Source organism: Dysosmobacter sp. HCP28S3_G4, assembly GCF_052065175.1.
In the GTDB taxonomy this organism is placed as follows: Bacteria; Bacillota; Clostridia; order Oscillospirales; family Oscillospiraceae; genus Oscillibacter.
On sequence record NZ_JBQHUP010000076.1, the window covers coordinates 1 to 7,851 of the forward strand.

At 50.3% G+C, this 7,851-nt stretch carries 10 protein-coding genes; 8 read left to right on the forward strand and 2 right to left on the reverse strand.

Annotated elements, in window-relative coordinates; all coding sequences use genetic code 11:
- Positions 1 to 550: 550 nt before the first annotated feature.
- Positions 551 to 787: a hypothetical protein gene (locus ACTNBU_RS12100; RefSeq protein WP_014080336.1), complete on the forward strand. Its 237-nt coding sequence runs from the start codon at positions 551 to 553 to the stop codon at positions 785 to 787.
- Between the two features lie 375 nt (positions 788 to 1,162).
- The gene (locus ACTNBU_RS12105) at positions 1,163 to 2,383 is read left to right on the forward strand and encodes an MFS transporter (protein WP_002584949.1); all 1,221 of its coding nucleotides are present in this window, start codon (positions 1,163 to 1,165) and stop codon (positions 2,381 to 2,383) included.
- A gap of 80 nt (positions 2,384 to 2,463) precedes the next feature.
- Here the strand turns inward: ACTNBU_RS12105 and ACTNBU_RS12110 are convergent, their stop codons facing one another.
- Together ACTNBU_RS12110 and ACTNBU_RS12115 are read right to left on the reverse strand one after the other, a co-directional pair.
- On the reverse strand, positions 2,464 to 3,264 hold the full coding sequence (locus ACTNBU_RS12110) for a helix-turn-helix domain-containing protein (protein ID WP_002575858.1): 801 nt from the start codon (positions 3,262 to 3,264) through the stop codon (positions 2,464 to 2,466).
- A gap of 78 nt (positions 3,265 to 3,342) precedes the next feature.
- Positions 3,343 to 3,606, reverse strand: a complete 264-nt coding sequence (locus ACTNBU_RS12115) for a hypothetical protein (RefSeq protein WP_002575859.1) — start codon at positions 3,604 to 3,606, stop codon at positions 3,343 to 3,345.
- A 228-nt stretch (positions 3,607 to 3,834) separates the two neighbouring features.
- On the opposite strand from ACTNBU_RS12115, the gene ACTNBU_RS12120 reads away from it, so the two are divergent.
- The 6 genes from ACTNBU_RS12120 to ACTNBU_RS12145 form a co-directional block, all read left to right on the forward strand.
- Complete coding sequence (locus ACTNBU_RS12120) at positions 3,835 to 4,248, forward strand: cysteine-rich VLP domain-containing protein (RefSeq protein WP_002575860.1); 414 nt, start codon at positions 3,835 to 3,837, stop codon at positions 4,246 to 4,248.
- A 111-nt stretch (positions 4,249 to 4,359) separates the two neighbouring features.
- On the forward strand, positions 4,360 to 4,755 hold the full coding sequence (locus ACTNBU_RS12125) for a replication initiator protein A (protein WP_002575861.1): 396 nt from the start codon (positions 4,360 to 4,362) through the stop codon (positions 4,753 to 4,755).
- A 173-nt stretch (positions 4,756 to 4,928) separates the two neighbouring features.
- The gene (gene mobV / locus ACTNBU_RS12130) at positions 4,929 to 5,873 is read left to right on the forward strand and encodes a MobV family relaxase (RefSeq protein ID WP_002575862.1); all 945 of its coding nucleotides are present in this window, start codon (positions 4,929 to 4,931) and stop codon (positions 5,871 to 5,873) included.
- A gap of 4 nt (positions 5,874 to 5,877) precedes the next feature.
- Positions 5,878 to 6,069 carry a hypothetical protein gene (locus ACTNBU_RS12135; RefSeq protein WP_321118048.1) on the forward strand — a complete coding sequence of 64 codons (192 nt, stop codon included), beginning with the start codon at positions 5,878 to 5,880 and terminating at the stop codon, positions 6,067 to 6,069.
- A 94-nt stretch (positions 6,070 to 6,163) separates the two neighbouring features.
- Entirely contained in the window at positions 6,164 to 7,675 is a 1,512-nt protein-coding gene (locus tag ACTNBU_RS12140) for a recombinase family protein (protein ID WP_002575864.1), read from the forward strand.
- Positions 7,663 to 7,851: hypothetical protein (locus ACTNBU_RS12145; RefSeq protein ID WP_441034305.1), on the forward strand; the 189-nt coding region annotated here is incomplete at its 3' end. The genes ACTNBU_RS12140 and ACTNBU_RS12145, both read left to right, overlap by 13 nt.

The window sequence follows — 7,851 nt, forward strand, 5'->3', positions numbered from 1 at the left end:
ATACCGTTCTGACCGCCATGACTTTCGGTAAACAAGGGATTCAGGCCAGAATCCGCCCTACTTTCCAGTGCCATTCTTGACTTTGTCGAATATCGCTTACACAAAATTTTAGGTCAGTTTACAAGGAACTACACGCAGACCGTGAAACGGGCTGCTGACAACAAACGGCGCTATGCTCCCGGCTGGGTGCATAGCACCTGTTTGTTGCGGGGGTTTCCAAAGGGGGCAGCGCCCCATTTGGCACACGACTTTGCGGAGCAAAGTGTAGTGTGTTATACGCTCTGTCGGCGTTGCCCTGAAAATACCGTTGCCGCCGGGGAGGGCAAGGGCATTTGACGCGGCAGGAAAGCAGGGCTTTGTTTGGGGCTGGTAAGCCGGAAACAAAGGGCTGATTTCAGCAGCAGACAGGGCGTATTATGAAAGCCCCCGTCCCTCGTCCTCCGCCCCCGGCCTATGGGACAAAAAGTCCCAAAGCTCTGGACACCGTGACCAGATGTGTGGCCACACTCCGGGAAAAGTAGCAGGACGGCAGGAAACCGTCAAGGCTGAAATGAATGGGCTGACGCCCGGCCTTGACCGTTCCCCGCCGCCCCGCTGGATGGGTGGACAAGGTGGCCAATCCCTAAAAGTGTTTGGCCGCACTCGTTCATTTTGGGGCCTTTCTTCTCCCAAAATTGAAATGGGCGGGAAAGCCCTAAAATGGCTTTCCCGCCTTGATTACCCATTAGCAAAGACGGGCGAGACTGTCAACGGCGGCGCTGAAAGCGCCGTTCATCTTGACCGTTGACTGGCTCGCCTGGCTTTGCTACTGCCCGTAAGAGATGGAAAAACAAGATGGAAAACAAGGTTAAAAATGGTTGACAAGTCTATCGGATGTGTGTTATACTGTGCGACAGTTTGAGATTGGAAGGAGGCTTACGTGTGTTAATTTGTGTACGCTAATAAGCAATAAAAAGTAGAAGTACCTTTCCACATGATGGTGGGCTTTTTTTGCGTGCGTATGCAAAGGAACACGTAGGTTTGACACGAGCAGTCTTTGAACTGTATCGTGGTGTTTTTTCGTGCTTTGTTGTTATGCAGGCGTCTGCCCTCTCTGTGGGACAACGCCTGCTTTTTATTGCAGAAACAAAGGAACAATGCAATAAAAAAGGAGGTTCGCATTATGACCCAAAACAACAATTCATGGAGAAAAACTTATTTTACACTTCTTGCCGGACAAGCAATATCCTTTATTAGCAGCGGTATTTTGCAAATGGCCATTATCTTTTATTTGGTTGCGAAAACTAATTCTGCAATCATATTGACGGCGGCAACACTGATTGGATTTTTGCCGCAAGCCTGTTTAGGCCCGTTTGCAGGTGCTTTTGTTGACCGGCACAGCCGTAAAAGCGTAATGATTGGTGCGGATTTGATAATTGCCGCCGCTGGCGGTATTCTGGCGCTGGTGGCGTTTTACATGGAATTGCCCGTATGGTCTATTATGGTTGTCCTGTTAATCCGAAGTGCGGGAACTGCTTTTCATTCTCCAGCATTCAGCGCAGCAACACCTATGATTGTGCCAAAAGAGGAACTTACAAAATGCGCTGGTTACACGCAGACCATGCAAGCAGTAAGTGCGATTATCAGTCCAGCTGCCGCAGCGTTTTTATATGCTGTTTGGCCTCTTAATGCAATTATATTGTTAGATATTGTGGGTGCAATCCTTGCCTGTGTGACTGTTGCGATTTCGTCCATACCAACGCCTGAACTATGTCCAGAAACGAAAAGACAACAGTTTTTACAGGATATGAAAGAGGGGTATGTGGTATTAAAGCAAAACAGGGGCCTCTTTGCTCTGCTCTGGATTGGTGTAATTTATATGTTCTTTTATATGCCAATCAGTACGCTTTTTCCTCTCATCTGTATGTCATACTTCAAAGGAACACCGGCCCATGCCTCTGCCGCTGAAATTGCTTTTGCGGTTGGTATGCTGCTTGGCGGAGTCATTCTGAGCATTTGGGGCGGTTTTAAGAAACGGCGGTACACCATCGGTCTTTCCGTTCTCCTGATGGGCGTTAGCAATATGCTCTCCGGGCTTTTGCCGCCAGACGCATTTCTTGTCTTTGTTGTGTGCTGTACTGTTATGGGAATTTCCGCTCCATTTTACGGTGTGCAAAATGCGATTTTTCAAGAAACGGTCAAACCAGAATATCTGGGGAGAGTTTTTTCTCTACTGACAAGCGCCGCTTCCCTCGCCATGCCGTTTGGCCTTGTCATTTCCGGGCCTCTGGCGGAGCGGCTGGGAGTTGAGAAATGGTTTGTCATTTGCGGAATTGGCATTATCATCGTTGCGCTTGCCGTATTTTTACTACCCGGTTTGAGAGAGATTGACAATACGCAATAATCAACTGCACCTTTTTCTATTACTAAACAAAATGCCTGGATGGTGGTTCTGAAAAACCAGAACCGCCGTTCAGGCATTTTTTATCTTCGTCCTCTCTGCGGTTTTGGATTCTTCAGCAAGTCGGATTTTTCCGCAATCTTTTTCAGCCACTTCCGTTCTTCTACTGACAGCTTCCTAAAATTCAGCTTGAGCCGTTTGCAGATAAACGCCAAGTACGCTTGTTCCGTGTCGCTGTCCTGGCTGACGATTTCACCAGCAGTTTCCAGCATTTCTTTTAGCGGGTTATCCTCTGGGACGCTGAAAAAATCGTCCTTGTGTGTTTCCCGCAGAGCAAGGGCAATCCCGTTTATGTCCCGTTGTATCACATAGCGGCAAAACTCGTCCTCATCAATATGGGCGGTGATAAGCTGTCTTAACTGCGTATCACTCATGCCAGGATTATGCTTTTTTATAACAGTTGCGCTCATCGTGTCCACTATGGCGTTTGCACCCTGCGCCTGTTTCAGTGCCGTTCCGTTCACATAGATTTCAAGGTCAGCCATCAGCCGGGGGAAATCCGGGTGCGCCGCCAGCTCACACAGCAGGGTATTGTCTATCCTCCCGCTTTTCAGCAGGTCAATCATTTCATCACTCAAACGCAGGTCTGCAAGATCGGCGTTTGGGTGATTTTTCATTTCAGACAGCCCCAGCAGATAATCAGCGGTCACACCGTAAAACTTCGCCAGCCGGATAAGGGCATAGTGGCTGATGTCCTTGAAGTCTTCCGTTTCGTAACTGCCCAGCGCAGACTTGGAAAGCCCGGTCTGCTCCGCAAGCTGCCCCAGCGTCAAGCCACGCTCCACACGTAGGTCTTTTAATCGCTCTTGTATGGATAAAGACATATTCACCCTCCTTGCTAGCTCAACGAAAGAGAAGCCGTTATGCTATGTACTATGCTCATAGCATAACGGCATAGGCATTTACAGTTTTATTTTACCATTTGCTACATCTTCACGAAATTTATCAACAAGCTTCGCTGTCAGCTTGGATTTACCGTAGTGTTCAAGTACAAAAGTACGATAACTTTTTCCATCTACAAGCACATCACTTTTTCTGGTCAACAACCAATTTCCGTTACCTCCTCCCTGTTCTCTAATATTCCAGTCTTTCCCATATCTTTTATAGATTTCATCTTTTTTACCTTGAACAGACATTGATTCGCTTGGAATATAAACAATTTGCATAATAGCTCCTCCTTTATTTTGTGCAAGAAGACCAGAAACCTGAATTTGTCTTTTATCTTTTTTTGATTATATCACAAATCCGAGAGCGTGGAAATAGGGAGTTTTTCAGGCTGATTTCCTACCTCTTGGATATACGGCACAGGCGGTCAAAAAGGTGTAGACTTGGGATAGTTCATCGATGGACAAGCACCTTGGAAACAGAACACGCCAAAGAAAACGGAGGGACGCATGAGCAAAAGACCCTATCAACACCTGCCGCCGCTGGAACACAGGCCGGACGGCTCCCCCTACCGCATAACCCCGCCCCAGAAGAGACGAGCCAGCGGCCTGATACGCCGGGAGTGCTGCAACTGCGAGGACGGAAACTGCCTTGCGCTGGACGATGGCGACACCTGCGCCTGTCCGCAGATGATTTCGTTCTCCGTCTGCTGCAAGTGGTTCCGCTGGGCGGTCTTGCCGCTGGACAGGACGCTGGAAGCGGAGATTTACCGGGACAGGGACTTGAAACGCTGTGCGGAGTGCGGCGGTGTGTTCGTCCCGAAGTCCAACCGGGGCAAATACTGCCCGGACTGCGCCGCCAGAGTTCACAGGCGGCAGAAAACAGAAAGTGAACGGAAAAGGAGGTCTGCTGTGGACAGTTAAGAGCGGGAAAAGCCTTGATTTGCAAGGCTCCGCAAGCCCTCAACCGGGGCGGCTGGTATCATTTATCATTCGCCCCGGAAAACGGGCCTCTAACCGTCCACAAAACACGCTATGACAAACACGATTTATATTCACCAGCCGGAAAAGGCGTTCAGTTTCACCCGGCTCCCCAATTTCCTTTTTGAAGCACCCACATTCCAGCCCTTGAGCAACGAAGCGAAGGTGCTGTATGCCTTTGTCCTGCGCCGGGCGGAGTTGTCCCGGAAGAACGGCTGGGCGGACGAGTACGGGCGGGTCTACCTGTACTACCCCATCTGCGAGGTGGTCGCTTTGCTCCGCTGCGGGCGGCAGAAAGCGGTCAACACCCTGCGGGAGTTGCAGTATGCGGGGCTGGTGGAAATCCAGAAACAGGGCTGTGGAAAACCCAACCGCATTTACCCGAAATCCTATGAAGCGGTTCCAAACACCGACTTCAAGAAATCCGGTTATGGTACGCCGGAGGGCTGAAAACCGTACTTGGCGAGTACGAAAATCAATCCTCTTGAAGTACGGAAATCTGACGGTATATAGAAATACAGAGATTAAAACCATCTATTTACATTCATTCCATTCCAATCCTATCAGAGATATTTTCGGCGGGAAAACCCGCCGGAAAGGAATGGAATGGGGAAAGGAGTTCAATGGCACAACACGCAATTTTGCGATTTGAGAAGCACAAGGGCCACCCGGCGGGGCCGCTGGAAGCCCACCATGAACGGAAAAAGGAGCAGTACGCCAGCAACCCGGACATTGACACCAGCCGGAGCAAGTACAATTTCCACATCGTCAAGCCGGATGGCCGCTACTACCATTTCATTCAGAGCCGCATCGAGCAGGCCAGATGCCGCACCCGCAAGGACAGCACTCGGTTTGTGGACACGCTGATTACCGCCAGCCCGGAGTTTTTCAAGGGCAAGTCCCCAAAGGAGATAGCGGCCTACTTCCAGAGGGCGGCGGACTTCCTCATTGACCGGGTGGGCCGGGAGAACATCGTTTCGGCTATGGTACACATGGATGAAAAAACGCCCCATCTGCACTTGGTCTTTGTGCCGCTGACAAAGGACAACCGCCTGTGCGCCAAAGAAATTATCGGCAACCGGGCCAATCTGACGAAGTGGCAGGACGATTTTCACGCCTGTATGGTGGAGCAGTACCCCGACCTGGAGCGTGGGGAAAGCGCCAGCAAGACGGGCCGGAAGCATATCCCCACCCGGCTGTTCAAACAGGCGGTCAACCTCTCCAAACAGGCGAGGGCCATTGAAGCGGTTCTCTCCGGCATTACCCCGCTGAACGCCGGAAAGAAGAAAGAGGAAGCCCTCTCCATGCTGAAAAAGTGGTTTCCGCAGATGGAGAACTTCTCCGGGCAACTGAAAAAATACAAGGTCACAATCAATGACTTGTTAGCGGAAAATGAAAAGCTGGAAGTCAGGGCAAAGGCCAGCGAAAAAGGCAAGATGAATGACACGATGGAACGGGCGAAGTTAAAAAGCGAACTGGACGATATGCGGCGGCTGGTTGACCGTATCCCGCCGGAGATTTTAGCGGAACTGAAACGGCAACAGCGGCAGCATGGAAAGGAAAGGTGATCTTATAAGTAATATCAGATACAAAAAGGAAATCGAAATCGTGACTTTTCAGGGAAAGGAAATCACACTGGAAAATCTCTCCCCGGTGTTCACGCCGGAACAGGAAGCAGCCAAACGCCGGGAACTGGAACAGCAGCTTTATGAGGTGTTCCGCAAGTACGCCGACAAGCGGGAGAGTGAGGAAGCCGGGACATAAGGTTTTCCAAACCCATCATTGATTTGCGGGGCTGCTGGCGGTATAATAGAACTGTCAGCAGCTCCGTTTCTTTTTTAAGAAAAGGAGCGACAATATGAACAATCGGATAGACGCAATCTATGCAAGACAATCGGTAGACAAAAAGGACAGCATTTCCATTGAAAGCCAGATTGAATTTTGCAAATACGAGTTGAAAGGCGGTAACTGCAAGGAATACACAGACAAAGGGTACAGCGGCAAGAACACAGACCGTCCGAAGTTTCAAGAACTGGTGCGGGACATCAAGCGGGGCTTGATTGCAAAGGTCGTGGTTTACAAGCTCGACCGTATCAGCCGTTCCATTCTGGACTTTGCCAACATGATGGAGCTGTTCCAGCAGTACAATGTGGAGTTTGTGTCCTCTACGGAAAAGTTTGATACCTCCACGCCGATGGGACGGGCCATGCTGAATATCTGTATCGTGTTCGCCCAGCTTGAACGGGAAACGATACAGAAGCGGGTAACGGACGCTTACTACTCCCGCAGTCAGCGGGGCTTTAAGATGGGCGGGAAAGCCCCTTACGGCTTCCATACGGAGCCTATCAAGATGGACGGTATCAACACAAAGAAGCTGGTGGTAAACCCGGAGGAAGCGGCCAATATCCGGCTGATGTTTGAGATGTACGCCCAGCCCACAACTTCCTACGGGGACATTACCCGGTACTTTGCCGAACAGGGGATTTTGTTCCATGGCAAAGAGCTGATACGCCCCACGCTGGCGCAGATGTTACGCAATCCTGTCTATGTGCAGGCAGACCTTGATGTGTACGAATTTTTCAAAAGTCAAGGTACAGTCATTGTCAATGACGTTGCCGATTTTACGGGCATGAACGGCTGCTATCTGTATCAAGGGCGAGATGTAAAGGCCAGCAAGAAAAACGACTTAAAAGACCAAATGCTGGTACTGGCTCCCCATGAGGGTATCGTCCCCTCCGACACCTGGCTGACCTGCCGCAAGAAGCTGATGAACAACATGAAAATCCAGTCTGCCCGGAAAGCCACCCACACATGGCTGGCAGGAAAAATCAAGTGCGGGAATTGCGGGTATGCTCTTATGAGTATCTACAATCCCTCCGGCAAACAGTATCTCCGCTGCACGAAACGGCTGGACAATAAAAGCTGTCCTGGCTGTGGGAAAATCATCACTTCGGAACTGGAAGCGGTTGTTTATCAGCAGATGGTAAAGAAGCTGGCAAGCTACAAGACGCTGACAGGAAAAAAGAAAGCGGCAAAGGCAAACCCGAAAATCACCGCCCTGCAAGTGGAACTTGCCCATGTAGACAGCGAGATTGAAAAGCTGGTGGACAGTCTGACGGGGGCAAACAATGTCCTGTTCTCCTATGTGAATGTGAAGATAGCGGAACTGGACGGGCGCAAGCAGGAACTTCTGGCAAGGATAGCGGAGTTGACTGTGGAGGCCATCAGCCCGGAACAGGTCAGCCAGATTTCCGGCTACCTCGATACCTGGGAGAATGTATCTTTTGATGACAAGCGGCGTGTGGTGGATTTGATGATCACCACCATAGCCGCCACAAGCGACAGCTTGAACATCACATGGAAAATCTGACTGGCGGCACCCCTCCCGTCAGATACCTACCCTGTGTAGTCCCTTGTAAACTGTACTTTACGCCGGGCGAAAAAACTCTCCATCCGCGCATTATCAAAGCAGTACCCAACGCCGCTGAGACTTTGCACCAAGCCGCAGCGCGCAAGCTCCGTGCGGAAAGCCACGCTGGTGTACTG

Bases quoted from the DNA above. Each gene is read 5' to 3' on its own strand.
- ACTNBU_RS12110 (WP_002575858.1), bottom strand. From the start codon at position 3,264: ATGTCTTTATCCATACAAGAGCGATTAAAAGACCTACGTGTGGAGCGT.
- ACTNBU_RS12125 (WP_002575861.1), top strand. From the start codon at position 4,360: ATGACAAACACGATTTATATTCACCAGCCGGAAAAGGCGTTCAGTTTC.
- ACTNBU_RS12140 (WP_002575864.1), top strand. From the start codon at position 6,164: ATGAACAATCGGATAGACGCAATCTATGCAAGACAATCGGTAGACAAA.
- ACTNBU_RS12100 (WP_014080336.1), top strand. From the start codon at position 551: ATGAATGGGCTGACGCCCGGCCTTGACCGTTCCCCGCCGCCCCGCTGG.
- mobV (WP_002575862.1), top strand. From the start codon at position 4,929: ATGGCACAACACGCAATTTTGCGATTTGAGAAGCACAAGGGCCACCCG.
- ACTNBU_RS12115 (WP_002575859.1), bottom strand. From the start codon at position 3,606: ATGCAAATTGTTTATATTCCAAGCGAATCAATGTCTGTTCAAGGTAAA.
- ACTNBU_RS12105 (WP_002584949.1), top strand. From the start codon at position 1,163: ATGACCCAAAACAACAATTCATGGAGAAAAACTTATTTTACACTTCTT.
- ACTNBU_RS12120 (WP_002575860.1), top strand. From the start codon at position 3,835: ATGAGCAAAAGACCCTATCAACACCTGCCGCCGCTGGAACACAGGCCG.